This window comes from Ensifer sp. Root278, assembly GCF_001429285.1.
GTDB lineage: Bacteria > Pseudomonadota > Alphaproteobacteria > Rhizobiales > Rhizobiaceae > Ensifer.
This window is the reverse complement of record NZ_LMJJ01000011.1, coordinates 69,495-94,772: the sequence shown is the minus strand read 5'-3', so window position 1 is coordinate 94,772 and position 25,278 is coordinate 69,495. Positions and strand designations below refer to the sequence as shown.

Here is a 25,278-nt window from a genome sequence, read left to right as displayed (position 1 = left end):
CTGAAAAGACCATCAATGCGTGCCCGGCCGGTGACCTCCCACTTTGGCCGGTTTTTCGCGCAGCTAGAAACGGATGACCGACCATGCCGAAGCGCCAAGATATCAAGTCCATTCTTATCATCGGCGCGGGGCCGATCGTCATCGGTCAGGCATGCGAATTCGACTATTCCGGCACCCAGGCCTGTAAGGCGCTGAAGGAGGAAGGCTACCGCGTCATCCTCGTCAACTCCAACCCAGCGACGATCATGACCGATCCGGGCCTCGCCGATGCGACCTATGTCGAGCCGATCACCCCGGAAGTCGTCGCCAAGATCATCGCCAAGGAGCGCCCGGACGCGCTGCTCCCGACCATGGGCGGCCAGACCGCGCTCAACACCGCACTGTCGCTGCGCCGTATGGGCGTTCTCGACCGCTACAATGTCGAGATGATCGGTGCCAAGCCCGACGCGATCGACAAGGCCGAAGACCGTGCCCTCTTCCGCGAGGCGATGGCGAAGATCGGCCTGGAGACGCCGAAGTCGCGGCTGGCGAACGCCACCGACATCAAGGACCATGACCGCAAGGTGCATGAGGCCGAGCGCGCCGAACTGAAGGGCCGACTGTCCGGCCCGGACCTCGACAAGGCGCTCGACGAGCTGGAGAACCAGTGGAACCTCGGTGAAGGCGACCGCAAGCAGCGCTATCTGAACCATGCGATGGCGATCGCCGCGCAGGCGCTCGACGATGTTGGCCTGCCCGCGATCATCCGCCCGTCCTTCACGCTCGGCGGCACCGGTGGCGGTATCGCCTATAACCGCACGGAATTCTTCGACATCGTCGGCAGTGGCCTCGACGCTTCGCCCACCACCGAAGTGCTGATCGAAGAATCGGTGCTCGGCTGGAAGGAATACGAAATGGAGGTCGTCCGCGACACGGCGGACAACTGCATCATCATCTGCTCGATCGAAAACATCGATCCGATGGGCGTGCACACCGGCGATTCGATCACCGTTGCTCCGGCGCTGACGCTGACCGACAAGGAATACCAGATCATGCGCAACGCCTCGATCGCGGTTCTGCGCGAGATCGGCGTCGAGACCGGCGGCTCGAACGTGCAGTTTGCCGTCAACCCGAAGGACGGCCGTCTGGTCGTCATCGAAATGAACCCGCGCGTATCGCGCTCCTCGGCGCTCGCCTCCAAGGCGACCGGCTTCCCGATCGCAAAGATCGCGGCGAAGCTCGCCATCGGCTACACGCTGGACGAACTCGACAACGACATCACCGGCGGCGCGACGCCGGCCTCCTTCGAGCCCTCGATCGACTACGTCGTCACCAAAATCCCGCGCTTCGCCTTCGAGAAGTTCCCGGGCGCCTCGCCGGTCCTGACCACCGCGATGAAGTCGGTCGGCGAAGTCATGGCGATCGGCCGCACCTTTGCCGAATCGCTGCAGAAGGCGCTGCGTGGCCTTGAGACCGGCCTCACCGGCCTCGACGAAATCGAAATCCCCGACATGGACGACAACGGCGATGGCCGCAACGCCATCCGCGCCGCGATCGGCACGCCGACGCCGGACCGGCTGCGTATGGTTGCCCAGGCGCTCCGCCTCGGCATGAGCGAGGCAGATGTTCACGAGGCGAGCAAGATCGATCCGTGGTTCATCGCCCAGTTCAAGGCGATCGTCGACATGGAGGCACGCATCCGCGAGCACGGCCTGCCCCAGGATGCCGAGAACCTGCGCATGCTGAAGGCCATGGGCTTCTCCGATGCGCGCCTCGCTACGCTCGGCGGCAAGCGCCCGAAGGAAGTGGCCGAACTGCGCAACGCGCTGAATGTTCGCCCGGTCTACAAGCGCATCGATACCTGCGCCGCCGAATTCGCCTCGCCGACCGCTTACATGTACTCGACCTACGAAACGCCCTTCGTCGGTGCCGCCCGGTCGGAAGCTGGGGTTTCCGACCGCAAGAAGGTCGTTATCCTTGGTGGTGGTCCGAACCGTATCGGCCAGGGCATCGAGTTCGACTACTGCTGCTGCCACGCGGCATTCGCGCTGAAGGATGCCGGCTACGAAGCGATCATGATCAACTGCAACCCGGAGACGGTTTCGACCGACTACGACACCTCCGATCGCCTCTATTTCGAGCCGCTGACGGCCGAAGACGTGATCGAGATCATGCGCGCCGAACAGGAAAATGGCGAACTCGTCGGCGTCATCGTGCAGTTCGGCGGCCAGACGCCGCTGAAGCTGGCCGAAGCGCTGGAAAAGAACGGCATCCCGATCCTCGGCACGGCACCCGACATGATCGACCTTGCCGAGGACCGCGACCGCTTCCAGAAGCTGCTGATGAAGCTCGACCTCAACCAGCCGCGCAACGGCATCGCCTACTCGGTCGAGCAGGCCCGCCTGGTCGCTGCCGAGATCGGCTTCCCGCTGGTCGTGCGCCCGTCCTACGTTCTTGGCGGCCGCGCCATGCAGATCATTCATTCGGAAAGCATGCTGCAGACCTATCTGCTCGACACGGTTCCGGGCCTGGTTCCGGAAGACATCAAGCAGCGCTACCCGAACGACAAGACCGGCCAGATCAACACGCTGCTCGGCAAGAACCCGCTGCTCTTCGACAGCTACCTGACGAATGCCACGGAAGTGGACGTCGACTGCCTCTGCGACGGCAAGGACGTCTTCGTCTCGGGCATCATGGAACACATCGAGGAAGCCGGTATCCACTCGGGCGACAGCGCCTGCTCGCTGCCGGTGCATACGCTCGACACGGCCATGGTCGACGAACTCGAACGCCAGACGGCAGCGCTTGCCAAGGCGCTCAATGTCGGCGGCCTGATGAACGTGCAGTTCGCCATCAAGGACGGCACGATCTACGTGCTTGAAGTCAACCCGCGCGCATCGCGTACCGTGCCCTTCGTCGCGAAGACGATCGGCGCGCCGATCGCCAAGATCGCAGCCCGCGTGATGGCCGGCGAAACGCTCGACGTCGCGATCGCCGCCTATGGCGAGAAGCCGGATCCGCGCAACCTGAAGCACATTGCGGTGAAGGAAGCGGTCTTCCCCTTCGCCCGCTTCCCCGGCGTCGACACGCTACTCGGTCCGGAAATGCGCTCGACCGGCGAAGTCATCGGTCTCGACACCGACTATGCGCTGGCCTTCGCCAAGTCGCAGCTCGGCGCAGGCGTCGACCTGCCGCGCGATGGAACGGTGTTCGTTTCGGTGCGCGACGAGGACAAGACCCGGGTTCTTCCGGCGATCCGCATTCTCGTCGATATCGGCTTCAAGGTCATGGCCACGGCCGGCACCGCGCGTTTCCTCGGTGAAAACGGCATTGCCGCCACCAAGGTCAACAAGGTCCAGGAAGGCCGGCCGCACGTCGAAGACGCGATCCGCAACCGTCACGTCCAGCTCGTCATCAACACGACCGACGGCAACAAGGCGATCTCGGACTCCAAGTCGCTTCGCCGCGCGACGCTGATGCAGAAGGTGCCCTACTACACCACCATGGCCGGCGCGGAAGCGGCAGCCCATGCGATCAAGGCGCTGAAGGCCGGCAGCCTCGAAGTGCGTCCGCTGCAGAGCTATTTCAAGGCCTGATACGACGAGCGGCGCGCGACAATCTCGCGCGCCGTTTTCGCTCCCCGCGAAACGATCGTCCGTGTGGGATGCCGTATGGCGCGACCTATGTCCGGCACCTCCGGCTGAATGCCCGATGAACGAGCGGTTCAGCCTGCATTCTTCCGCACCATGCTCTTATACGCCTGCGCACTTCGGGATCGGAGAAACCTCCGGCATGGCGCGATATGGGGCAAGATCGTGCAACTCTATTTCTTCGATCTGCATTGCGGCGACGAGCACTTCGTCGACGAGGACGGCATCATCCATTTCGATGAGGGCTCGGCCCTCTATTATGGTCAGCGCATCGCCGACAAGATCGGCCGCGACGCGGACTATGGATCGCTGAAGGTCGAAGTCTTCTCCAGCAATCGCAGGCTGCTCGCAACGATCGTGCCATCGATCGGGCGCGGCGGCGAGCAACGGGCGCTTCTTGGGCGCCGTCACGTCGGTACGCCGCTCCACGCAGCTGCCTAGAACGTCATCTGTCTGAACGCACGGCGCTCTAGTCTCCTGCGAGCGCCCCGAGCGCCGCTCCTCCTTGGGCGTGCCGTGATCGTTTGTCTGCAAGCCGCACGGTTCTGACGCCGAAATAGAGCGATGCCGTCGATATCACGGATGCGACCACAAAGACGGTGAACAATGCGCCATGCATCGTCGCCACGCTTGCCTTCTCGTCAAAGCCGCGGAGATTTGCGGTAAGCCCGCAGATTGCAGCACCGATGGCGTAGCCGGCCGATTGCAGCGTCGGCAAAAAGGCTGACGTCTTGTCGCGTTCCTTATGCGGCGACACATCCATCATCAACTGGCTGAGCGTGCCCCAGGAGATGCCAAAGCCGGCGCCAATCGCGATCTGGCTCGGAAAGACCAGGCGGAATTCGTCGATGGCGACCGCGATCGTCAGGCCGGCAAGTCCGATACTGAGAAGAGCCGGCCCGGCCTGGATCAGCTTCACGCGCAGATCATGTGAGCGCAGGCTCGCAACGAGAATTGCGGTCAGGCTCCAGGAGATCGCCATCAGCGCGCCGGAAAAGCCGGCGGCCGTCGGGCTGAAGTTCCACACGTGCTGCAGGCCGTAGATGAGGTAGATCGAGCCGGATGCCTGCGCCAGCGGCATCAGCAGCACCACCCAAAGGCCGGTGCCGAGCGGTTTTGCGAGCGTGAAAGCGCCGGCAGGCAGGATCGAATGTTCTGCGCGCCGGTCGGTCTGGACCACCGCCCAGAGGATCGTTAGCGCTGTCGCTAGCGCTGCGACCATCAAGGGGACGCTTCTGGCCGTGGTCGATACCGATATCAGCAATATGCCGGTGCCGACGATGACCAACCGTAGAAGCGGGATCGGACGTGATTTCGTGGTTGGTATCTTCTGTGCCGGCACGATGGCGAGGACGAGCACGACGAAGATTGCGGCTGCCGGAATATTGACGCCGAAGGCCGCCCGCCAGGACCAATGTTCCGTCAGGAAGCCGGAGACGAGCGGACCGCCAAAGGCAGCCATCGCCCAGACGATGGCTTCGGCTCCGAAGACCTTCGGCACCAGCCGCGGCGGGAAGAGTTCCGGGATCAGTGCGTAGCAGACCGCGGCGATGATACCTTCGCCGAATCCCTGGAACACCCGTCCGGCAAGCACCTGCGGCATGCTGCTCGCGGTCGTCGCGATCATGGTTCCGGCGACAAATACGACGGCGGCAGCAATCAGCGTGCCACGTGCGCCGAACCTCGCCTTCAGATTGGCGGCAAGCGCCCCGCCGAGAATCGCAAAGACGAGATAGAGCGTAACCGCCCATGAAAGCAGCGTGGCGCCGCTGATCTGCGCGACAGCCGTCGGTAGCGCCGTCGAAATGAAAAATTCATTGAACGCAAAGAGTGCGACCCCAAGGCAAAGTGTGACCGTTGCCGCCAGATAGTCGGGCCGGAGCAGTTCGCTCCAGCGGCCATCCGCTTGCGGCTCCGCGTTCGGGCCTGTCTTGATGTGGTGATCCTTGGCCAGATCCATGGGCCATGCTTCCTCGTGATATTTTGCAGGAGCAGTTCTGATACGACCTCAACCGCAGTTGAGGTAAAGCTGTTTCTGCAAAACTTGCCACCGGTTTCCTTCGTCTACAAGTTGCGGATGGTTTGTTGGCTTCGGTGGATGGTGGCGAAATATCTGGCTTTCGCGCTTCCGTTTCTGCTATAACGAAGGTTCGAAGTTTCGGACGGTTCCGGTGTTTACGCGCCGGAGACCGTTTTCTTTTGCGTTGGCGCCGCCCAAAGGGCGGCGCCTCGTGCTTGATGAAGGACAATGAAATGGTCGAAAAAGTGCCGATGACACGGGGTGGATTCGTCAACCTGCAGGAGGAGCTGCGCTGGCGCCAGCAGGAAGAACGACCACGAATCATCGAGGCGATTGCCGAAGCCCGTGCACATGGCGACCTGTCGGAAAATGCCGAATACCATGCCGCCAAGGAGGCGCAGAGCCACAACGAAGGCCGCGTCACCGAGCTCGAAGACTTGATCGCCCGCGCGGAAGTCATTGATCTCTCGAAGATGTCCGGCTCCAAGATCAAGTTCGGCGCCAAGGTCAAGCTGGTCGACGAAGACACCGAAGAAGAAAAGACCTATCAGATCGTCGGCGACCAGGAAGCCGACGTGAAGGCTGGCCGCATCTCGATCTCGTCGCCGATCGCGCGCGCCCTGATCGGCAAGGAAGTCGGCGATTCCATCGAAGTGAACGCCCCCGGCGGCTCCAAGGCCTACGAAATTCTCGCGGTCAACTGGGGCTGATCAGCCCCGGCAGGGGCGAAGCCTCCCTTCGCCCCATTTCTCTCTTTCCAAAAGACGAACGTTGCTCGCGCAAGGAGTGCGCTTTCGTGGCCGATATCCGGAACGTCGAGGTCATCGCTCCCAATTTCAAGCGCCGCCTCTCGGGCGTGACGTCCACCATTATCCAGTTGGTTCCGATCCAGCGCGCGCTTGGCGAAAAGGTCGCCGTGCTTGGCCCGGGGCTGCCGGACACCCTGCCCTCGATCCGATTCCGCGATCTCCTGCGCTTGTGGAGCGCACCGGATGGCCGCCCCTGCCGGGTCTGGCATGCACGCCGTAACGTCGAGATGCTGCCGGCAATCGTGCTGCGCGATCTGCTCGGTATGAAGCTGAAGATCGTCTTCACCTCGGCTTCGCAGCGGCGCCACACCGGCTGGAGCAAGTTCCTGATCTCCAGGATGGATGCGGTGATTGCGACGAGCGGCAAGACCGCCGCCTATCTCGAAGTGCCGAACACGGTCATCCTGCACGGCATCGACACGAAACGCTTCCAGCCGCCGGCGGATACAGTCGCCGCCAAGTCTGCGCTCGGGCTCGATCCGGCGCAGAAATATGTCGGCTGCTTCGGACGGGTGCGTAAGCAGAAGGGAACCGATCTCTTCGTCGATAGCATGATCGCGTTGCTCCCCTGCCGGCCGGGCTGGAGCGCCATCGTCGCGGGGCGCGCGACCGGCCCGCATGTGGCGTTCGAGAACGAGTTGAAGGAACGGGTCGCAAAGGCCGGGCTGACGGACCGCATTCGTTTCGTCGGCGAGCACACCAACATTCCCGATTGGTATCGCGCGCTTGATCTCTTCATCGCGCCGCAGCGCTGGGAAGGTTTTGGCCTGACGCCGCTCGAAGCCATGGCAACCGGTGTGCCGGTTATTGCGACCGATGTCGGTGCGTTTTCGGAACTGGTCGTCGTCGGCGAGCAGGAAACCGGTACGGTCATTGCGGCAAACGATCTGCAGGCGATGGTTGAGGCGACTGCCGGCTTCATGGATGATGATCGCCGCCGCACGATGGCAGGCGCCAACGGCCTGGGGCTCACCTGCGCCTCCTTCGCCATCGAGGGCGAGGCCCGTGCGATCAACGCCGTCTACGAACGGCTGATGCGTTCCTGATCGGCTGCCATTCGTGTGGCAGCCGCGCGAGCGAAATTAGCTCAGCGTTTTGAAGCGAAGAGCTTCAAGTAGGCGTCAGTGATCGCCTGTTTTGAGAACTGGTTCATCAAGGTCTCGTGGCCGCGTTCGGCGAGGCGTTCGCCCAGTGACGCGTCGCTCGCGATGCGGTCGATCGCCTGGGCGAAACCGTCGGCGTCGCCGATATCGACCATCAAGCCGTTCTCGCCGTCGCGCATGAACCATTGCGGCCCTTCCGAACGGCTGGAGACGACCGGCGTGCCCTGGGCCCAGGCCTCGAGGATGACATTGCCGAGCGGTTCATGGCTCGATGCCATGACGAAAATGTCCGAGGCAGCGAGGAAAGGCCGCGTATCCTTCTGCCAGCCAGCAAAGCGTACGCGCTTTGCCACCCCGAGGTCGGCCGCAAGTTTCTCGAGGTTTTCCCGCTCCTCGCCGTCGCCGATCAGCCAGAGATAGGCGTCCGGCACCTTGGCGATCGCCTGGATCAGGGTGTGGAAGCCCTTGCGCGGCACGAACCGCCCCATCGACATGACGACCGGCACATTCTCCGGCGTGTCGAGCGTGGCGCGACTGACTGGCGCGACGCGTTCCGTCCCGGTGAAGTTGGAGATCACTTCGACGTCGCGTTTCCAGCCGATCTTGCGCACATGCTCGGCAATTCCGGGCGTGTTGCAGACGAGACAATCGGTATTGCGGAAATAGTCGAGACGCAGCGGATAGTCGCCGAGGCGGGAAATCTTGATGCAGCCCTTGTAGTTCGGCATGAGGCGGCTGGCGCGCGGCATCCAGGCAAAGAGCGCGTCCGGCTTCTCGCGGCGCGCCATGCTGCTGACCTTCATCGGCAAAAGGATCCGGTCGAGCGACAGGTTGCGGAAATTGCTTTCGATGATGCGCGTTGCACCTTCGATATCCTTCCGCCAGATGCGTCCGGGCCGGATGACCGAGGTCTGCTCGACGCCGCGCTCGCCAAGCGCATTCACCAGATGAACGAAGAAGCGCTCTGCGCCGCCGTCCTTGCCGAAATGAAAGTGCATGATTTTCATGGGAACCTCACGGGCTGGTCTGGCGCCGATCCATGTCGTCATGGTTCGGACGGCGCTTCAGCGCGTGCCTCTGATAGATCTTGGCTGCGGTCAGGAAGGCGTAGACCGCCCCCGTCGTCGCTTCGATGAAACCCGGAAAGCCGCAGCGCCAAAGGCCATTGCGGAAATAGAGCCGGTAGAAATAGAGCGGTGGGCTGAACAGCATCTTGTAGGGTCGCGCGGACTTTCCGGCCGCAAACTGCTGGTCTGCCTTCAGCGTCGAATATTTGTTTTCCTTGAGGATCTGCTCGTCGATGATCAGCGGCCGGTAATGCAGCAGGCTTCCCTTGCGTGCGGCACTGACGGCACCGTCCGGAACGATCCCCTCATGGACCTTCTGATTGAGGTCGTAGCGTCCCCTGCCCTGGCGGATCAGTCTGAGGTTCCGCCTTTCGTGGACGCGCTCGGGCGTGTAGCCGTAACCGATCAGATAGGGCCTGCGGGCGACGCGCCAGCCGACCGTCTCCGCCGGTGCATCGAGCAGCGATGGCAGCAGCGCCTTCAGTGGCTCGTCCAGGCGCTCGTCGGAATCGATGTTGAGGCACCACGGCTGCGTGCACTGGTCGAGCGCAAACTGCTTCTGACCGGCATACCCTCGCCACGGCTCATGCAGGAAACGGATCGGCCAGCCCTCGTCGATATAGGACTGCACGAGTGCCGGCGTGCCGTCGGTCGAGCCGGAATCGACGATGACGATTTCCGCGCATTGCTCGAGGCTCTCGATGCAATTGCCGAGGTAGGCTTCTTCGTTCTGGCAGATGATGAAGGCGGAAAGCGGAAGCTTGTTCATGGGCGGGCCTTAGATCTGAACGAGGCCGATATCCTTGACCTGGCGAATGGTCAGCATCGTGCGCACCGTGTCTACCCGTTCGTTGGCCGTCAGCACTTCGATGACGAAATCCTGGAAAGCCGTCAGATTCTCGGCGACACAATGCAGCAAAAAGTCGCTTTCGCCGGAAACTGTCCAGGCTTGGCGGACGATCTGCCATTCGGCCGTTGCCGCGGCAAAAGCCTTCAGGTCAGCTTCCGACTGGCGCTTCAGACCCACCATACAGAAGGCGACGAGATCGAAGCCGAGTGCCGGTGCATTCAGCAGCGCGTGATAGCCCTTGATGACGCCTGTTTCCTCGAGCTTGCGCACGCGCCTGAGGCACGGCGGCGCAGAGATGCCGACCCTTTGGGCTAGATCGACATTGGTCATCCGGCCATCACGCTGGAGCTCGCGAAGGATCTTGAGATCGATTGCGTCGAGCTCGACTTGTTTCGTCATGAACGTTCGTCCTTTTTGCGTGGTGACTTTTTGCGCGAGGGCAAAGTCAAAAACTTTGTATTTGCTGATGGTTGAGCTGGCCCCGATGGCCGGCGATATTGACTGGTGCGTCCCCTATCCCGGCGCAGCCGCGATCATCTCGGTCGAGATTCTCGGCAAGGCGCGCCCCAAAAGGGCGAGGTCGTCTCGAGTCGGTGCGTGGCCGAGCGCAGCGCGATGGAACCAAGCACGGCCGGCATTCAACCCCATATGCTTCTCCAGCAAAGTGAATCCGCGTGAAATATCGCCAAACCCGCTGGACAACAAGCAGTCCCGCCGACTATTCGCGGGAAAATGGCATGGCTGACACCGGTCTTACCGCAAAAATGGGCCGCCACCGTCAGAAGCGGCATCGGCTTGGCCCGATGCGGCATTCATTCCGCTGTCGCACTGTTCCCGGCGCATGGCTCGGTAAAGACGGATCAGATGGCCGAACCTGGTGCACAAACGCGTCATCTGGTGGCAAAACTAGGCTTGGCGCTCAAGCACTTGTGTGTATCAGGGCCGACGCCCTTGAAAGTCATGGTAGGGAATACCTAAACTATGGAACTATTTCCCATTGACGCAATGGAATCGGACGAGAGCGTTCCCTCTCCCCGTGAACGAAGGACAAGACTATGACTGCCCGTCACGTGAAAGTGCTGATCATCGGCTCCGGCCCCGCCGGTTATACGGCCGCCATCTATACGGCGCGCGCCCTGCTCGAGCCGGTGCTGATCGCCGGCCTGGAACAGGGCGGCCAGTTGATGATCACCACCGACGTGGAGAATTATCCGGGCTATGCCGATCCGGTCCAGGGCCCGTGGATGATGGAGCAGATGCTGAAGCAGGCGACCCATGTCGGCGCCGAGATCGTCAACGATCTCGTGACCGACGTCGATCTGTCCGTGCGCCCGTTCCGCATCAAGACCGATAGCGGCACCGACTGGACGGCGGACGCCCTGATCATCGCCACCGGCGCCAAGGCGAAGTGGCTCGGGATCGAGACCGAGCCGACCTTCATGGGCTTCGGCGTCTCGGCCTGCGCCACCTGCGACGGTTTCTTCTATCGCAACAAGGATGTCATCGTCGTCGGCGGCGGCAACTCGGCCGTCGAAGAAGCGCTTTACCTGTCGAACCTTGCCAAGACCGTCACCGTTGTGCACCGCCGCGATTCCTTCCGCGCCGAGAAAATCCTGCAGGAGCGCCTGTTCGCCAAGCCGAATGTCAAGGTGATCTGGGACCACGAGGTCGTCGAATATCTGGGCGCACCGGCCAAGCCGCCGATGCCCGCCTCGGTCGACGGCGTGAAGCTGCGCAACACCAAGACCGGCGAAACCTCCGACATGGTCACCGACGGGGTGTTCGTCGCGATTGGTCACGCCCCGGCGGTCGAACTTTTCAAAGGCAAGCTTCGGCAAAAGTCCAACGGTTATCTGTGGACTGCGGCCGATTCGACGGCGACCGATGTGCCCGGCGTTTTTGCCGCAGGCGACGTGACGGACGACATCTATCGTCAGGCGGTGACGGCGGCCGGCATGGGCTGCATGGCAGCGCTCGAGACCGAGAAATACCTGGCGGGTCATATGCCCGTCGCAATTGCAGCCGAATAGAAGCTGCGAATCGGGGTGGTGCCGCTGAGGCACCTAGCCCCGTGTGGGAACAGACGCATCAGCCACATCCGGAAGACAGGACCCCGTCTTCCGGAGTGGTTTCTTATGGGGGACTTCATGTCGCTGGACTGGGACAAACTGCGCATTTTTCACGCGGCGGCCGAGGCTGGGTCGTTCACGCATGCGGCAGACAAGCTCCATCTTTCGCAATCGGCGATCAGCCGGCAGGTGAGCTCACTTGAGCAGGACGTCGGCATCAAGCTGTTCCACCGCCATGCGCGCGGCCTGATCCTCACCGAACAGGGCGAGATCCTCTACCGGACGGCGCACGAAGTGCTGATGAAGCTCGAAAGCGTCAAGGTCCAGCTGAGCGAAACCACGGACAAGCCAAGCGGCAAGCTGCGCATCACCACGACCGTCGGCCTCGGCCAGGGCTGGCTCACCGACAAGATCCAGGAGTTCATGTCGCTGCACCCGGACGTGCAAGTCCAGCTCATCCTCGACAATGAAGAGCTCGACGTGAACATGCGCCATGCGGACTGCGCCATCCGCCTGCGCCAGCCGCAGCAGTCGGACCTCATTCAGCGCAAGCTGTTCACGGTGCACATGCACGTCTATGCAGCACCCTCCTATATCAACAAATACGGCGAGCCGCAGTCGGTCGAGGATCTCGACAATCACCGCATCATCACCTTCGGTGAGCCGGCGCCGAACTATCTGCTCGACGTCAACTGGCTCGAAATCGCCGGCCGCGATTCCGACAATCCGCGCGTGTCGCACCTGCAGATCAACAGCCAGACCTCGATCAAGCGGGCCTGCCTCCTGGGCATCGGCGTTGCGATGCTGCCTGACTATATCGTTGGCCGCGATCCGGGCCTCATACAGCTTCCGATCAGCGCCGACATCCCCTCGTTCGATACCTATTTCTGCTATCCGGACGAGATGAAGAATGCCGCCAAGCTCAAGGTCTTCCGCGATTACATCGTCGCCAAGGCCCGGAACTGGAACTTCTGACATTCAATCGGCAAATGCTCTTTTTGTGAGCATTTCTTGGCTGTTCCCGTAACTATATGTTTTTAATTTGATATTTTGAATGCGCCCTCTATTTTATGCGGCGCATTTTCTTTGTGCGATGCAGAAATGGGCAGGGATGCGCACATGACATGGCTGTCATGCATATTAAATGATTGCTGCCCGCCCAAAAAAGCAGCATACCAAACTCAGCTGATGCATCTTTGGTGGCTTCTCCTCCCAGTGCCACCGCAGCAGCTGTTCCCCTCTGGAGGTTTAATTACCTTCACAACTTATAAGGGCCCAAGTCATCTTGTGGCCCTCTTTTTTTGTCTACTGTTTGAAGACGAGCGAGCCGTGACGAAAATCACAGTCGGCTATTGAAAGCCGATACTTCGCTTCCCATATCAAAATGCAGCTGATGCATTCTTGGTGGCTCCTCCTCCCCCGCCACCGCATTAGCTGTTCCCCTCTGGAGGTTCTTATTACCTTCACAACTACAAGGGCCCAAGTTTTCTTGAGGCCCTCTTTTTTTGCCGTCATGGTGTTCACGGTCTTGTGATTTGAATATCGAGTTTTGGCGATACATCTATCGATAAAACACGATATGGCGATATACAATGGATCGAGACGAGATATTGAAGGCGCTTGCCCATCCAGTGCGGGTGAACATCCTCGCCTGGCTGAAGGAGCCTCAGCTCCATTTCCCAACACAGGAACATCCGCTCGATCTCGGCGTATGCGCCGGTCAGTTCGAACGCTGCGGCCTGTCGCAGTCGACCGTTTCCTCGCATCTCGCAGTGCTTCAGCGCGCCGGCCTCGTGACAACGCGCCGGGTTGGCCAGTGGATCTTCTACCGCCGCGATGAAGAGGCGATTGCCGCCTTCCTCAAAAGCATCGGCGATCTCTAAAAGCAAACAGCTCCTCCCAAGCAGACCTCCATGAAAGGACCTCCCATGGCCTCGCTTTTCGACCCCATCACCATTGGCGACATCGCGCTGAAGAACCGCATCGTCATGGCGCCGTTGACACGCAATCGTTCTCCCGGCGCCGTTCCGAACACACTGAACGTCACCTATTACGAGCAGCGCGCGACGGCCGGCTTGCTGATCACCGAGGGAACGGCGATCACCCAGCAGGGCCAGGGCTATGCCGACGTGCCCGGTCTCTATACGCCGGAGGCACTGGAAGGCTGGCGCAAGGTGACGGATGCGGTGCATGCGAAGGGTGGCCGGATCGTCGTCCAGATGTGGCATGTCGGCCGTATCTCGCACAATTCGCTGCAGCCGGATGGTTTGAAGCCGGTTGCGCCCTCTGCAATCCGTGCCAAGTCCAAGACCTATCTGATCAATTCTGACGGTACCGGTTCCTTTGCCGAAACCTCCGAACCGCACGCGCTTGATGTCGCCGAGATCGGAGGTATCGTCGAGGACTACCGCATGGCTGCGCGCGCTGCGATCGACGCCGGCTTCGATGGCATCGAGATCCATGCGGCCAACGGCTATCTCATCGACCAGTTCCTGCGTTCCGGTTCGAACCACCGCACGGATGCCTACGGCGGTTCGATCGACAACCGAGCCCGCTTCCTGTTTGAGGTCATGGATGCCGTGACGAAGGAAATTGGCGCCGGACGTGTCGGCATCCGCCTTTCGCCCGTGACGCCGGCCAACGACGTTTTCGATCCGGAGCCGCAAACGCTCTTCGGCTATGTGGTCAAGAATCTCGCTCGCTATCCCCTCGCCTACATCCACATCATCGAAGGCGCGACGGGCGGCCCACGTGACCACCAGCAGGGCGACCGGCCTTTCGATTATGACGCTCTGCGTTCCGCCTATGTCGCGGCTGGCGGCAAGGCTGCCTGGATGACCAACAACGGCTATGACAGAGCGCTGGCGGTGAAGACGATCAAGGACGGCGAAGCCGATCTCGTCGCTTTCGGCAAATCGTTCATCGCCAATCCGGATCTCGTCGAGCGGCTGAAGCTCGACGCGCCGCTCAACCCGCCGGATCAGACGACCTTCTATGGTGGTGGCGCCAGGGGCTACACCGACTATCCGGCCCTTGAACAGGTTGCCTGACGCTCCCACATGGCCGATGCCCCGTCACCCGACGGGGCATTTGTCCATTGGGAAATTAACTCCTTATGTTTTCTAGATATTTTGAAAAATGGTCATTGCAGCCTGACGGCGAAATTATCATTACGCCTTCCAGCCATCTTCATCCCGTCCGCTACCGCAACCAGCCAGCGATGCTGAAAGTCGCGCAGGATCCCGAGGAAAAGTTCGGTCGCCTGCCGATGCTCTACTGGAACGGGCACGGCGCCGCGCAGATCTATGAGTCCGATGGCGATGCCGTCCTGATGGAGCGCACGGACAGCCAGCGCAACCTGTTCCACATGGCGATGACGGGAAGCGATGAAGACGTGACGCGCATCATCTGCTGCACGGTTGCCGAGCTTCATGCTCCGCGTTCGACACCCGTTCCCCAGGATCTCGTGCCGCTCGACAAATGGTTCGCTTCACTTGAGGCGGCGGCTCCTGCTCACGGCGGCTTTTTTGCCCGTGCGCTTGCGGCGGCGAAAGGCCTGTTTGCCGCTCCGGAACCACCTGTCGTGCTGCATGGCGACGTGCATCACGCCAACATCCTTGATTTCGGCGACCGCGGCTGGCTGGCAATCGACCCGAAGCGCGTCCTTGGCGATCGCGGCTACGACTATGCCAACCTGTTCTGCAATCCGCAGCTGCCACTGGTAACCGCGCCGGGCCGGCTGCAGCGGCACCTGCCCATCGTCGCCGAGGAGACCGGCCTTCACCCGCGCCGGATCCTGAATTGGGTATTGGCCTATGCCGGGCTTTCCGCCGCCTGGTTCCTGGAGGACGGTGACGACTTCGGCGTGGAGAGCGACCTGACGATGGCGCAGATCGCAATCGCCGAGCTCGACCGTTGAGCTCAGCCGGTCCTCAACAGGACGACGGCGTAGATACAGGTCTCGCCGCTGGCGTTGCGGAAAACGCAATCCTGCGGCGGGCCAAGCTCCAGGCAATCCCCCACGCCGAGAATATGGGTCTCAACGCCTTCCACAAAGGTCAGGCTGCCCTGCTTCACCCACATCCATCGACGATGAAGCGCATAGGCGGATGCCGGGATCGGCACGTCGGCGCCTGCCGGAAGCTCGATCTCGACAAGTTCGAGCGGCAGCTCGGACATCGGTGACACGTGGCGCCGGAGATATCCTGTTTGTGGATCGCGCCAGACCGATTGATCCTGGCGTCGCGACAGCCTGCTCTGGCTCATTTCTGCGCGCGCGATCAGGCTGGACATGGTGAGCCCGAACGCGCCCGCAAGCTTGGCGAGCAATGTCGCGGTCGGGCTGCTGTCGCCCCGCTCGACCTTGTGGATCATCGCACGCGAGACACCCGAGCGCTCCGAAAGCTCGCTCAGCGACCAGCCGCGCGCTTCTCTTTCGAGCCGAATTCGTTCACTGAGCCGTTGATCCAGGCTGTCTACTTTAGTATCCATATCGTAGTCATATAGTGAACGAATGTGAGGAGCAAGCATGCTGATCAGGGCGGCCATCCAAGACGATCTGCCAGTCATCTGCGAAATCTACAACGACGCCGTGGCGAACACGACAGCGATCTGGAACGAGACTCTGGTGGATGTCGCCAATCGAACCGCATGGCTGAAGGCCCGCGCGGACGCAGGCTATCCGGTGCTTGTGGCCGTCTCCGACGAAGGCGACGTCGTCGGTTATGCGTCCTTTGGCGATTGGCGCGCCTTCGATGGCTATCGCCACACGGTCGAGCACTCCGTCTACGTTCACAAGCATCGGCGCGGCGGCGGCATTGGCCGCAAGCTCATGGTCGCGCTGATCGCCGAGGCCGAACGGCTGGGCAAACACGTGATGATCGCGGGCATCGAATCGGAGAACACGGCCTCGATCCGCCTTCATGCCCAACTGGGCTTTGTCGAGACCGGCCGCATGCGCGAGGTTGGCACGAAATTCGGCCGCTGGCTCGATCTGACATTCATGCAATTGGTGCTCCCGACAGGTTCGCCGCGCTAGGCCGCCTCGACAATGACCGTTTGTCGAGGCGGTCTTAGATGCTATGTACGCGCAAGGATTGTTTCTGGAAACACTTCAACGTGGGTCTTCGGCGGAAGGTGAGATCTGGCGCTTGGGCACGGGTCGCGAGAGCGGCGCTGGCGCTGCTTGTCAGCCTTCCGGCATACAGAGCGGTCCCCGCGGCCGCTCGTATCGATGAACTCGTCCCCCAACCGAAATGCGTCTATTCAGGGCGGTCGGTCATCGATCCGGCGAAGGCACTCTGCATCAGCAAGGAGAATTTCGCCCGCGATGTTTGCGGCGTGATCGACCATTACGCGACGGTGAACGACCTGCCCGCGGCCTTCTTCGCCCGCCTGATCTGGCGTGAAAGCCTGTTCCGGCCGAATGCGGTCAGCCCCAAGGGGGCCGAAGGGATCGCGCAGTTCATGCCTGGAACGGCGAAGATGCGGGGGCTCAACAACAGCTTCGACGTCGTCGAAGCGCTGGGCAAGTCGGCGGAATATCTGAACGAGCTCAAGTCGCGCTACGGCAATCTCGGCTTTGCCGCCGCCGCCTACAATGCCGGAGAAAACGGGCTGGAGCGTTTTCTCGAGGTCGATTGGCTGCCGACTGAGACGCGCAACTACGTCCTGGCGATCACCGCCTACAGCGTCGAGGACTGGCGCGACAATCCACCGAAGACGCTCGACCTGATGCTCGACAAGGGCAAGACCTTTCTCGATGGTTGCGTGGCGCTCGCCAGCACCCGCAACCTTCGCGATATCGAGGTGATCGACGAAGCCGAATGGGCGCCCTGGGGCGTGCAACTCGCCGCGCACTTCCAGAAGTCGGTGGCGCAGCGATTGTTTGTGCGTGCTGCCAAGCGCCTGCCGGAACCGATCCGCAGCGAGAAGGCCCTCCTGCTCAGGGAGCGCAATGCCAGCTTTGGCCTCAGGATCCGCTACGCCGCACGCATCGGCCGCGAGACCCAGGCGGAAGCAAACAAGCTCTGCGCCACCATTCGCAAGAGCGGTGGCGCCTGCCTTGTCTTCAGGAACTGACGGTTCGACGCGCCATCCGTGCCGCTAGCCGTAGCGGCTTCGCCGGGCAATTCCACTACGCGAGAACGCGGTCACCGGTGACCGTGCTGCCCTCTGCCTCTATCGGCATGCAACCAAGTCCCCTGAGCGTCGTCGCGACCGCCTCGTCGATCGGTGTATGCGGCTCTTCGCCGAGAACCGCCAGGAGTCGCTCGTTCGGCATTCTCAGAGGTTCGCGCCAAACGTAGCGCATCTTGCGCAGTTCCCTGAAGAGCGGGACGAAAGGCGAGACAAGGCCGATCAGCCACCAGGGAAAAGCCCTGACGGGTAGCTCCGGCTTGCCGACGACGCGGCGGATCGCCGCCACCATCTCCGTTCCGTTCCGGTCGAGGAAGCCGCGCATATGATAGACGGCAAAGCGCGGCAGGCTTTCGGCACGCTCCACGAGGCGGAGCATGGTTTCCGCGACATCGGGCAGATAGGCCCACTGGTGGGAGGTGCCTTCACGGCCGGGATAGGAAATCGCCGTCACCGGTTTTCCGGGCTTTACCAGCCCTTGCGAAAACCAGTTGTTGGCGGCTCCCGGGCCGAAGAAGTCTCCTGCCCGAACGATGATGACGCCGATGCCTGCCTCGGACGCGCCCTTCAGGCGACGCTCCATCTCCTTGCGGATCAGGCCCTTGTCGGTGTCAGGGTTCTGCGGGGCGTCCTCGGTCAGAATGGGAAAGGCATCCCGGCCGAAATTATAGATCGTTCCCGGCAGGAGGATGCGCGCGCCTGAGGCTTTCGCAGCCGCGATGGTGTTGTCGAGCATCGGCAGCACCAGGGTTCCCCAGTTGCGGTAGCCGGGCGGATTGACGGCATGCACGATCAGATCGACCCCTTCCGCCGCAGCGCGAACGTCGCGTGCGTCCATGGCATCGCCTTGCCGCCAGTCGAACGCCGGCTCCGCCTGCGCTGCCTTCTCGGCGTTTCGGTTCAAGGCGCGCACCTGCCAGGCGCGCCTGCTGAGCCCGCGTGCCACGGCGCTGCCAATACCGCCCGTCGCGCCGAGCACCAGCGCGCTCTTTGTTCTTTCCTGCATCTCGGCCATGTCTCGCTCCATCCGTTTCGATGAAGACAGGATCACGCAAAGCAGAGCTAAACGGAATTGCCAAAAAATCTTGATCAGATATACTGAAATATATGAGCAGAATAGATTTGAGCTGGGATTTCTACAGAACGTTTCTCGCTGTGCTGCGGGAGGGGTCGCTATCGGCGGCCGCCCGCGAGCTTGGCTTGACGCAGCCGACCGTCGGCCGGCACGTGGACGCCATGGAAGCGGCACTTGGCTATCCGCTCTTCGTGCGCTCCCCGCATGGCCTGCTGCCGACCGATGCCGCGCTGGCGCTGAAGCCCTATGCCGAGACGCTCTCGGCGACATCTGCGGCACTGTTGCGGGCGGCGTCCAGCCAGCGTGATGCCGTCAGCGGTACTGTGCGCATCAGCGCCAGCGAGGTCATCGGCATCGAGGTCCTGCCGCCGATCCTGGCGAAGCTGCACGAGGCCTATCCGGAGCTGATGATCGAACTCTCCGCCTCCGATGCGGTCGAAGACCTGTTGCGCCAGGAGGCCGATATCGCGGTGCGTATGGTCGCGCCCGCGCAGGATGCATTGATCGCCCGCCATCTCGGCGTCGTCCCCATCAGTTTTCACGCCCACCGCCGCTACATCGCGCGGCGCGGCATGCCTCGGGCACTGACCGACCTCGCGGATCACAGCCTGATCGGCTACGACCGGGAAACCGCGGCGATCCGGGCGATCATCGCACGTTCGCCAGAACTGCCGACGGCACGGTTTGCGCTCAAGGCCGACAGCAACCTTGCCCAGTTCGCAGCGATCCGCGCCGGCTTCGGCATCGGCATCTGCCAGAACGGACTGGCGGCGCGCGACCCCGACCTTCTGCCGGTGCTGCCTGGCCTCTTCGAGATGAAGCTCGACACCTGGCTGGTGATGCACGAGAACCTGAAGACGGCGCCGCGCTGCCGCGTCACTTTCGATGCGCTCGCCAAGGGGCTGCGCGACTACATTCGCGGTGTCGCACCCGCGGCCCAGGACGGGGATGCTTCCACTTAGAGCAACTCCAGGAAAAGTGCGAAACGGTTTTCCGTCCGGAATTGCGTAATTTCAAAGACTTAGGTCATTTCAGTGTTTCAATGAAACACTGAAATGATCTAGCGCGGCGACTACCCATCAAGCAGCGTTGTGCCGTAGGAATTGTCGATGACGCAAAGCCATTTGCCGGCATCCGTCTTGCGGAAGACATAGGTCGCCCGCCTCACGATGGAGACATCGGCGCCCTCCGCGTCCACCGTATCGAGCACCGTTTCCATGATGACGAGCGCGGTGTCGCCACCTTCGATCACTTTCATCTCGCCCTGGGGGACTTTCATCTGGTTCTTGAAATGGGCGGCGATCGCCACGAACGCTTTTTGGATCTGGGACTTTCCGGTCGCGTTGAGACCGGGTTTGACGACCAGTGTCGCGTCGTCGGCGTAGAAATCCATCAAGCTCTCAAAATCTTCCCCCGTGATTGCACGGTCGGCAGCTTGGATAACCTGTTTCAGTTCGTGATCTGACATGTCCGTCTCTTGGGTTTGCGCAAGACGGATAAACAAAACCCGCCTTGCGGCGGGTTGCTGCTTTTGGAAAAGGAGCGCGCGTCAACCCACCATTCGAAGAATGGTGCGAATAATCGAAGCGTTGACGACATTTTCCATGGTTCGCGTGTAACGCGCTTCGATCTCGTGGGCAAGTTGCGTCGCTCGCAAAGGGACGCGTGCGCCGCCAATAGAAAAGCCCGCCACGATGGCGGGCTTTCAAAATCCTTGGCGCTTCTATCGCGTGGGCAGTTAACCCTCGGATTCAGCTGGCGTTTCCGGCGCTCCGTTCTCGACAGCCGCCTCCTCGCCTTCCTCGTCGCCGTCAGGCTCGCTGATGCGCTCGACCGAAACGACCTTCTCGTCCTTGGCGGTCGAGAAGATGGTGACGCCCTTGGTCGCGCGGCTCGCGAGCCGGACGCCATTGATCGGCACGCGGATCAATTGGCCACCATCGGAGACGAGCATGATCTGGTCGTTGTCTTCGATCGGGAAGGCTGCAACGAGTACGCCGATTTCCGTCGTCTTCGAGGTATCGGTGGCGCGGATGCCCTTGCCGCCGCGGCCCGAGGTGCGGAAATCGTAGGACGACGAGCGCTTGCCGAAGCCCTTCTCCGAGACCGTCAGCACGAACTGTTCGCGTGCCTTTAGTTCTTCGAAGCGTTCGTTGCTGAGTTCGCCACCGTCGGTGACTTCCTCGCCGACCAGAGCGATTTCTTCCTCTTCGCCGTTCGTCGTGCGCCGCTCGGCGGCTGCACGCTTCAGATAGGCTGCCCGTTCCCACGGCTCAGCATCGACATGGCCAAGGATCGCCATCGAGATGATGCGGTCGCCGTCGCCGAGGTTGATGCCGCGAACGCCGATCGAGTTGCGGCCGGCAAAGACGCGCACGTCGTCGACCGGGAAGCGGATGCACTGGCCGAGCGCCGTCGTCAGCATGACGTCGTCATGCTCCGTGCAGGTGTCGACGGAGAGGATCTCGTCGCCCTCCTCCTCGAGCTTCATCGCGATCTTGCCGTTGCGGTTGACCTGGACGAAGTCCGACAGTTTGTTGCGGCGAACCGTGCCGCGGGTCGTCGAGAACATGACGTCGAGGTTTTCCCAGGTCGCCTCGTCCTCGGGCAGCGGCATGATGGTGGTGATGCGCTCGCCGGGCTCCAGCGGCAGCATGTTGATCAGCGCCTTGCCGCGCGATTGCGGGGTGCCGATCGGCAGGCGCCAGACCTTCTCCTTGTAGACGATGCCACGCGAGGAGAAAAACAGAACAGGCGTATGGGTATTGGCGACGAATAGCCGGGTAACGAAATCCTCGTCCCTGGTCGCCATGCCCGAGCGGCCCTTGCCGCCGCGGCGCTGCGCCCGGTAGGTCGTCAGCGGCACGCGCTTGATGTAGCCGAGATGCGAGACGGTCACGACCATGTCTTCACGGGCGATGAGGTCCTCATCGTCCATGTCAGGGCCGCCTTCCATGATCTCGCTTCGGCGCGGGGTGCCGAATTCGTCACGGATAGCGATGAGCTCGTCCTTGACGATGGTCATGATGCGCAGGCGCGAGGACAGGATGTCGAGGTAATCCTTGATTTCCTCGCCGATCTTGTTGAGTTCGTCGCCGATTTCGTCGCGGCCGAGCGCAGTCAGGCGCTGGAGGCGCAGGTCGAGGATGGCGCGGGCCTGCTCTTCCGACAGGTTGTAGGTGTTGTCTTCATTGATCCGGTGGCGCGGATCGTCGATCAGCCGGATGAGGCTGTCGACGTCATGGGCGGGCCAGCGGCGTTCCATCAACTGTTCGCGTGCGGTCTGCGGATCGGGCGCATGCCGGATCAGCTTGATCACTTCGTCGATGTTGGCAACGGCAATTGCGAGACCGACCAGGACGTGGGCGCGGTCACGCGCCTTGCGCAGCAGGTACTTCGTTCTCCGGCTAACGACTTCCTCGCGGAAGGAGACGAAAGCACGCAGCATATCGAGCAGCGTCATCTGTTCCGGCTTGCCGCCGTTCAGCGCCACCATGTTGCAGCCGAACGAGGTCTGCAATGGCGTGTAGCGGTAGAGCTGGTTCAGGATGACGTCGGCATTGGCGTCGCGCTTCAGTTCGATGACGACGCGATAGCCTTGACGGTCCGATTCGTCGCGCAGATCCGAGATGCCCTCGATGCGCTTCTCGCGCACGAGTTCGGCCATCTTCTCGATCATCGTTGCCTTGTTCACCTGGAAGGGGATCTCGGTGATGATGATCTGCTCGCGGTCGCCGCGCATCGGCTCGACATGCGCACGGCCACGCATGATGACCGAACCGCGGCCGGTCTCGTAGGCCGAACGGATGCCGGAGCGGCCGAGGATCAATGCGCCGGTCGGGAAGTCCGGGCCCGGGATGATCTCCATCAATTCCGGCAGTTCGATCGCCGGATTGTCGATCAGCGCCATGCAGCCGTCGATGACTTCGACCAGGTTATGCGGCGGGATGTTCGTCGCCATGCCGACGGCGATACCGCCGGCGCCATTGACGAGCAGGTTGGGGAACTTCGCCGGAACGACGGACGGCTCGCTCAGCGTGCCATCATAGTTGTCGCGGAAATCGACGGTTTCCTTGTCGAGATCATCGAGCAGCGTATGGGCCGCCTTCTGCAGGCGGCATTCGGTGTAGCGCTCGGCTGCCGGCGGGTCGCCGTCGACCGAACCGAAGTTGCCCTGGCCGTCGATCAGCGGCAGGCGGAGAGACCAGTCCTGCGCCATACGCGCCAGCGCATCGTAGATCGCTGCGTTGCCGTGCGGGTGATACTTACCCATCACGTCCCCGGTGACGCGGGCGCATTTGACGTATTTCTTGTTCCAGTCGATGCCGAGCTCGCTCATCCCGTAGAGGATGCGGCGGTGCACGGGTTTCAGACCGTCACGCACGTCGGGAAGCGCGCGGCTGACGATGACGCTCATCGCGTAATCGAGATAGGACCGCTGCATTTCCTCGATGATGGAAATCGGCTCGATGCCTGGCGGAGTTTTTCCGCCGCCGGGAGTGCTTTGCTCAGTCAATGGTGATCACGATCTTTGTTCAGAATCAGTCGGATATTTATAGCGGATTGCCACGGGAAGCGCCAATTTGCGGCCCTTCGCGCCGTTCACCCGCCAACCTGTGAAGATGTCACTGTAACGCTTTGATTCGCTGCATGATTCGTTCGACAGTCCAGATCAGGAGCCGAAGAGCCATGCGGCAGTTGTGAACAGTCTTTTGCCGCCGGAGCAGGCTTTTCTAGGGCATCGCGCGGGAAATCGGAAGACCCCTGCCGCCAATCGCCGCGACGCCGCGCATTTGCGGTCCGATTGCCGCAAGGGATTGCTCATTAAGTCATTGCTGAGACTTTGTTTGCCGCCCTCTTCCCAAGCCCGTGCCGCTTGCCTAACAATGCCTTCATGCCACCGGGAAAACCCGGGGCGAAATCCGGAAGGGGAAACGGATGTTCAATGTCGACCTCCTGGTCAATGCACTCACCACGCTTCTCGTCACGCTCGATCCGCCCGGCCTCGCGCCGATCTTCCTAAGTCTGACGGTCGGTCTCAGCCGACAGGAGCGCTTTCAGGTGGCCACGCGCGGCTCGCTGATCGCCTTCTTCATCCTTGCCGCCTTCGCCGTGTTCGGCAACGGCATCCTCGGGCTGCTCGGCATCTCGATCGGCGCCTTCCGCATCGCCGGCGGTCTTCTACTGTTCTGGATCTCTTTCGAGATGATTTTCGAGAAGCGGCAGGAACGCAAGGAAAAGACCGGCGAGAACGCGACCACCAAGGATCACATCCATAACATCGCGGTCTTTCCCCTCGCGCTTCCCCTGATTGCCGGGCCAGGCGCGATCTCCGCGACGATCCTGCTCGCCGGCTCGTTCCCGACGGCGGTCGAGCGCACGCAACTCTTGATCGTCATCGCGCTGTCTATGCTCAGCCTGTTCCTTGCGCTCGTCATCGCCGAGCGCATCGACCGGTTTCTCGGTGTCACCGGCCGCGCCATCCTGACGCGCCTGCTCGGCGTCATCCTGGCGGCGCTGGCGGTGCAGTTCGTTGTCGACGGCGTCAAATCGGCAATGGCGCTTTAGAGCCGCGGCTGATCGCCTTTGTCGCCGAACGAGCGACAAAGAGAACGGACAACAAAAAACGCCATGTCCCAGAGGACATGGCGTTTTGCGTCAATACTGATCGACACTGATCGATGGGCGATCAGAACGGAATGTCGTCGTCCATGTCGCGCGAGAAGCCACCGCCCTGGCCGCCTTGACCGCCCTGGCCACCGCCCGAACGGCCGCCACCGGAAGACTGGCGCGACTGGTCGTAGTCGTCGTAACCACCGCCGCCACCACCGCCGTAGTTGCTGCCGCCAAAGTCGCCGCCGCCACCGCGGCTGACGCCGGAGCCGCCGCCCTCGCCGCGACCGTCCAGCATCGTCAGCGTCGAGTTGAAGCCCTGCAGCACGATTTCGGTCGAATAACGGTCGTTGCCGTTCTGGTCCTGCCACTTGCGCGTCTGCAGCGCGCCTTCGATATAGAGCTTGGCGCCCTTCTTCACATATTGTTCGACGACCTTGCAGAGGCCCTCGTTGAAGACGACGACCGTGTGCCATTCGGTCTTTTCCTTGCGCTCGCCGCTGTTGCGGTCGCGCCAGGATTCCGAGGTTGCGATGCGCAGGTTGGCAATCGGCCGGCCGTCCTGCGTGCGCCGGATTTCCGGGTCTGCCCCGACATTTCCGATCAAGATTACCTTGTTGACGCTTCCAGCCATGTTGCTTTTCCCGTGGTTTCACCGGGCCGCCGGCCCAGCTTGGAATTTCAAGAGCGCGCATCTTAGCGGTCCGATGCCGCCGATACGCCCCGCCTCGCACATAATCCACAACAGATTTGGTCGTTTTATGGGCGATTTGTTCTTTCTTTGTTCTAGTATTTGGCTATGATCCTGTCAACCGACTCGAATTGGCCGCCTGTTTTGCCGATTGCGCCTCGACATGGGCGTTAGCGTCATTACATAGGGGGCTTTCAACCGACATGCAAAAGCT

The 25,278-nt window shown here is 61.7% G+C and carries 22 protein-coding genes; 13 read left to right on the top strand and 9 right to left on the bottom strand.

Going from position 1 to position 25,278, the window contains the following annotated elements; translation table 11 throughout:
* Nucleotides 1-83 precede the first annotated feature (83 nt).
* Both carB and ASE60_RS11365 read left to right on the top strand, forming a co-directional pair.
* The gene (gene carB, locus ASE60_RS11370; RefSeq protein WP_057250295.1) at nucleotides 84-3,575 is read left to right on the top strand and encodes a carbamoyl-phosphate synthase large subunit; all 3,492 of its coding nucleotides are present in this window, start codon (nucleotides 84-86) and stop codon (nucleotides 3,573-3,575) included.
* A gap of 219 nt (nucleotides 3,576-3,794) precedes the next feature.
* Complete coding sequence (locus ASE60_RS11365) at nucleotides 3,795-4,070, top strand: hypothetical protein (RefSeq protein ID WP_063893379.1); 276 nt, start codon at nucleotides 3,795-3,797, stop codon at nucleotides 4,068-4,070.
* Nucleotides 4,071-4,098: 28 nt separating this feature from the next.
* Here the strand turns inward: ASE60_RS11365 and ASE60_RS11360 are convergent, their stop codons facing one another.
* On the bottom strand, nucleotides 4,099-5,589 hold the full coding sequence (locus ASE60_RS11360; RefSeq protein WP_057250293.1) for an MFS transporter: 1,491 nt from the start codon (nucleotides 5,587-5,589) through the stop codon (nucleotides 4,099-4,101).
* Between the two features lie 293 nt (nucleotides 5,590-5,882).
* Here ASE60_RS11360 and greA point away from each other — a divergent pair, with 293 nt between their 5' ends.
* Together greA and ASE60_RS11350 are read left to right on the top strand one after the other, a co-directional pair.
* Nucleotides 5,883-6,359 carry a transcription elongation factor GreA gene (gene greA, locus ASE60_RS11355; RefSeq protein ID WP_057250354.1) on the top strand — a complete coding sequence of 159 codons (477 nt, stop codon included), beginning with the start codon at nucleotides 5,883-5,885 and terminating at the stop codon, nucleotides 6,357-6,359.
* Between the two features lie 86 nt (nucleotides 6,360-6,445).
* Nucleotides 6,446-7,504 (top strand): glycosyltransferase family 4 protein, encoded by a 1,059-nt coding sequence (locus tag ASE60_RS11350; protein WP_057250291.1) that lies wholly within the window; start codon nucleotides 6,446-6,448, stop codon nucleotides 7,502-7,504.
* A 41-nt stretch (nucleotides 7,505-7,545) separates the two neighbouring features.
* Here ASE60_RS11350 and ASE60_RS11345 read toward each other — a convergent pair whose 3' ends face one another.
* From ASE60_RS11345 to ASE60_RS11335, 3 genes are read right to left on the bottom strand one after another with little or no spacing between them, the layout of a single operon-like run.
* Nucleotides 7,546-8,568, bottom strand: a complete 1,023-nt coding sequence (locus ASE60_RS11345; RefSeq protein ID WP_057250290.1) for a glycosyltransferase — start codon at nucleotides 8,566-8,568, stop codon at nucleotides 7,546-7,548.
* A 7-nt stretch (nucleotides 8,569-8,575) separates the two neighbouring features.
* Complete coding sequence (locus ASE60_RS11340) at nucleotides 8,576-9,397, bottom strand: glycosyltransferase family 2 protein (RefSeq protein ID WP_057250288.1); 822 nt, start codon at nucleotides 9,395-9,397, stop codon at nucleotides 8,576-8,578.
* Between the two features lie 9 nt (nucleotides 9,398-9,406).
* A complete protein-coding gene (locus tag ASE60_RS11335) occupies nucleotides 9,407-9,877 on the bottom strand; it encodes an Lrp/AsnC family transcriptional regulator (protein WP_053247447.1) in 471 nt (156 codons plus the stop codon).
* 656 nt (nucleotides 9,878-10,533) lie between these two features.
* Between ASE60_RS11335 and trxB the strand changes: the two genes are divergently transcribed.
* The 5 genes from trxB (at nucleotide 10,534) to ASE60_RS11310 (ending at nucleotide 15,466) form a co-directional block, all read left to right on the top strand.
* Nucleotides 10,534-11,508, top strand: coding sequence for a thioredoxin-disulfide reductase (gene trxB, locus ASE60_RS11330; protein ID WP_057250287.1), 975 nt, complete (start codon nucleotides 10,534-10,536; stop codon nucleotides 11,506-11,508).
* 117 nt (nucleotides 11,509-11,625) lie between these two features.
* Nucleotides 11,626-12,522: a LysR family transcriptional regulator VtlR gene (locus ASE60_RS11325; RefSeq protein ID WP_034791460.1), complete on the top strand. Its 897-nt coding sequence runs from the start codon at nucleotides 11,626-11,628 to the stop codon at nucleotides 12,520-12,522.
* Between the two features lie 617 nt (nucleotides 12,523-13,139).
* Nucleotides 13,140-13,430: a metalloregulator ArsR/SmtB family transcription factor gene (locus ASE60_RS11320; protein ID WP_057250285.1), complete on the top strand. Its 291-nt coding sequence runs from the start codon at nucleotides 13,140-13,142 to the stop codon at nucleotides 13,428-13,430.
* Nucleotides 13,431-13,475: 45 nt separating this feature from the next.
* On the top strand, nucleotides 13,476-14,597 hold the full coding sequence (locus ASE60_RS11315; RefSeq protein WP_057250282.1) for an alkene reductase: 1,122 nt from the start codon (nucleotides 13,476-13,478) through the stop codon (nucleotides 14,595-14,597).
* A 65-nt stretch (nucleotides 14,598-14,662) separates the two neighbouring features.
* A complete protein-coding gene (locus tag ASE60_RS11310) occupies nucleotides 14,663-15,466 on the top strand; it encodes an aminoglycoside phosphotransferase family protein (RefSeq protein ID WP_057250281.1) in 804 nt (267 codons plus the stop codon).
* A gap of 2 nt (nucleotides 15,467-15,468) precedes the next feature.
* On the opposite strand, the gene ASE60_RS11305 is transcribed toward ASE60_RS11310, so the two are convergent.
* Entirely contained in the window at nucleotides 15,469-16,095 is a 627-nt protein-coding gene (locus tag ASE60_RS11305) for an XRE family transcriptional regulator (RefSeq protein WP_348272225.1), read from the bottom strand.
* Here ASE60_RS11305 and ASE60_RS11300 point away from each other — a divergent pair.
* Together ASE60_RS11300 and ASE60_RS11295 are read left to right on the top strand one after the other, a co-directional pair.
* The gene (locus tag ASE60_RS11300; protein WP_057250279.1) at nucleotides 16,076-16,585 is read left to right on the top strand and encodes a GNAT family N-acetyltransferase; all 510 of its coding nucleotides are present in this window, start codon (nucleotides 16,076-16,078) and stop codon (nucleotides 16,583-16,585) included. The two genes, ASE60_RS11305 and ASE60_RS11300, sit on opposite strands and share 20 nt — an antisense overlap.
* A gap of 80 nt (nucleotides 16,586-16,665) precedes the next feature.
* Nucleotides 16,666-17,628: a lytic transglycosylase domain-containing protein gene (locus ASE60_RS11295; protein WP_244495596.1), complete on the top strand. Its 963-nt coding sequence runs from the start codon at nucleotides 16,666-16,668 to the stop codon at nucleotides 17,626-17,628.
* Nucleotides 17,629-17,683: 55 nt separating this feature from the next.
* On the opposite strand, the gene ASE60_RS11290 is transcribed toward ASE60_RS11295, so the two are convergent.
* Nucleotides 17,684-18,700, bottom strand: coding sequence for an NAD(P)H-binding protein (locus ASE60_RS11290; protein ID WP_082615815.1), 1,017 nt, complete (start codon nucleotides 18,698-18,700; stop codon nucleotides 17,684-17,686).
* A gap of 92 nt (nucleotides 18,701-18,792) precedes the next feature.
* Between ASE60_RS11290 and ASE60_RS11285 the strand changes: the two genes are divergently transcribed.
* Nucleotides 18,793-19,722 carry a LysR family transcriptional regulator gene (locus tag ASE60_RS11285; RefSeq protein ID WP_057250274.1) on the top strand — a complete coding sequence of 310 codons (930 nt, stop codon included), beginning with the start codon at nucleotides 18,793-18,795 and terminating at the stop codon, nucleotides 19,720-19,722.
* A 110-nt stretch (nucleotides 19,723-19,832) separates the two neighbouring features.
* Here the strand turns inward: ASE60_RS11285 and ASE60_RS11280 are convergent, their stop codons facing one another.
* Together ASE60_RS11280 and gyrA are read right to left on the bottom strand one after the other, a co-directional pair.
* A complete protein-coding gene (locus ASE60_RS11280) occupies nucleotides 19,833-20,228 on the bottom strand; it encodes an SgcJ/EcaC family oxidoreductase (RefSeq protein WP_057250272.1) in 396 nt (131 codons plus the stop codon).
* A 270-nt stretch (nucleotides 20,229-20,498) separates the two neighbouring features.
* On the bottom strand, nucleotides 20,499-23,276 hold the full coding sequence (gene gyrA / locus ASE60_RS11275; protein ID WP_057250270.1) for a DNA gyrase subunit A: 2,778 nt from the start codon (nucleotides 23,274-23,276) through the stop codon (nucleotides 20,499-20,501).
* Between the two features lie 422 nt (nucleotides 23,277-23,698).
* Here gyrA and ASE60_RS11270 point away from each other — a divergent pair, with 422 nt between their 5' ends.
* Entirely contained in the window at nucleotides 23,699-24,328 is a 630-nt protein-coding gene (locus ASE60_RS11270; RefSeq protein ID WP_057250268.1) for a MarC family protein, read from the top strand.
* Between the two features lie 121 nt (nucleotides 24,329-24,449).
* On the opposite strand, the gene ASE60_RS11265 is transcribed toward ASE60_RS11270, so the two are convergent.
* The gene (locus ASE60_RS11265; RefSeq protein WP_057250266.1) at nucleotides 24,450-25,007 is read right to left on the bottom strand and encodes a single-stranded DNA-binding protein; all 558 of its coding nucleotides are present in this window, start codon (nucleotides 25,005-25,007) and stop codon (nucleotides 24,450-24,452) included.
* Nucleotides 25,008-25,278 lie beyond the last annotated feature (271 nt).

Bases quoted from the DNA above. Each gene is read 5' to 3' on its own strand.
- carB (WP_057250295.1), top strand. From the start codon at position 84: ATGCCGAAGCGCCAAGATATCAAGTCCATTCTTATCATCGGCGCGGGG.
- ASE60_RS11360 (WP_057250293.1), bottom strand. From the start codon at position 5,589: ATGGATCTGGCCAAGGATCACCACATCAAGACAGGCCCGAACGCGGAG.
- trxB (WP_057250287.1), top strand. From the start codon at position 10,534: ATGACTGCCCGTCACGTGAAAGTGCTGATCATCGGCTCCGGCCCCGCC.
- greA (WP_057250354.1), top strand. From the start codon at position 5,883: ATGGTCGAAAAAGTGCCGATGACACGGGGTGGATTCGTCAACCTGCAG.
- ASE60_RS11345 (WP_057250290.1), bottom strand. From the start codon at position 8,568: ATGAAAATCATGCACTTTCATTTCGGCAAGGACGGCGGCGCAGAGCGC.
- ASE60_RS11270 (WP_057250268.1), top strand. From the start codon at position 23,699: ATGTTCAATGTCGACCTCCTGGTCAATGCACTCACCACGCTTCTCGTC.
- ASE60_RS11320 (WP_057250285.1), top strand. From the start codon at position 13,140: ATGGATCGAGACGAGATATTGAAGGCGCTTGCCCATCCAGTGCGGGTG.
- ASE60_RS11335 (WP_053247447.1), bottom strand. From the start codon at position 9,877: ATGACGAAACAAGTCGAGCTCGACGCAATCGATCTCAAGATCCTTCGC.
- ASE60_RS11315 (WP_057250282.1), top strand. From the start codon at position 13,476: ATGGCCTCGCTTTTCGACCCCATCACCATTGGCGACATCGCGCTGAAG.
- ASE60_RS11300 (WP_057250279.1), top strand. From the start codon at position 16,076: ATGCTGATCAGGGCGGCCATCCAAGACGATCTGCCAGTCATCTGCGAA.
- ASE60_RS11265 (WP_057250266.1), bottom strand. From the start codon at position 25,007: ATGGCTGGAAGCGTCAACAAGGTAATCTTGATCGGAAATGTCGGGGCA.
- ASE60_RS11305 (WP_348272225.1), bottom strand. From the start codon at position 16,095: ATGGCCGCCCTGATCAGCATGCTTGCTCCTCACATTCGTTCACTATAT.
- ASE60_RS11340 (WP_057250288.1), bottom strand. From the start codon at position 9,397: ATGAACAAGCTTCCGCTTTCCGCCTTCATCATCTGCCAGAACGAAGAA.
- ASE60_RS11285 (WP_057250274.1), top strand. From the start codon at position 18,793: ATGAGCAGAATAGATTTGAGCTGGGATTTCTACAGAACGTTTCTCGCT.
- ASE60_RS11280 (WP_057250272.1), bottom strand. From the start codon at position 20,228: ATGTCAGATCACGAACTGAAACAGGTTATCCAAGCTGCCGACCGTGCA.
- ASE60_RS11290 (WP_082615815.1), bottom strand. From the start codon at position 18,700: ATGGCCGAGATGCAGGAAAGAACAAAGAGCGCGCTGGTGCTCGGCGCG.
- ASE60_RS11325 (WP_034791460.1), top strand. From the start codon at position 11,626: ATGTCGCTGGACTGGGACAAACTGCGCATTTTTCACGCGGCGGCCGAG.
- ASE60_RS11310 (WP_057250281.1), top strand. From the start codon at position 14,663: ATGTTTTCTAGATATTTTGAAAAATGGTCATTGCAGCCTGACGGCGAA.